The sequence below is a fragment of the Pectobacterium fontis genome (assembly GCF_000803215.1).
GTDB classification, from domain to species: domain Bacteria; phylum Pseudomonadota; class Gammaproteobacteria; order Enterobacterales; family Enterobacteriaceae; genus Pectobacterium; species Pectobacterium fontis.
In genome coordinates this window covers 1-390 of sequence record NZ_JSXC01000097.1, presented here as the reverse complement: position 1 = coordinate 390, position 390 = coordinate 1, and the positions used below count along the sequence as shown (strand labels likewise).

General features: G+C 51.0%; 2 rRNA genes. Both read right to left on the bottom strand.

What is annotated here, in order from left to right:
• Nucleotides 1-6: 6 nt before the first annotated feature.
• A 5S ribosomal RNA gene (gene rrf, locus OI69_RS18750) occupies nt 7-122 on the bottom strand.
• A 136-nt stretch (nt 123-258) separates the two neighbouring features.
• Nucleotides 259-390 (bottom strand): 23S ribosomal RNA (locus tag OI69_RS18745); the annotation flags it as partial.

Here is a 390-nt window from a genome sequence, read left to right as displayed (position 1 = left end):
TTTGATGCCTGGCAGTTCCCTACTCTCACATGGGGAAGCCCCACACTACCATCGGCGCTACGGCGTTTCACTTCTGAGTTCGGCATGGGGTCAGGTGGGACCACCGCGCTATCGCCGCCAGGCAAATTCTGTTTCATTCCAGCCGTTGCTTCTCATGACCTTATTTCTTTGTCATTTCCACAACCACCAGAACCAATCCTCGAACAAGCTAAAATATTGTCTCTTGAGTCTCATCAACCAAAACACCTTCGGTGTTGTAAGGTTAAGCCTCTCGGGTCATTAGTACTGGTTAGCTCAACGTATCGCTACGCTTACACACCCAGCCTATCTACGTCGTCGTCTTCAACGGCCCTTCAGGGGTATCCAGTACCCAGGGAAGACTCATCTCGA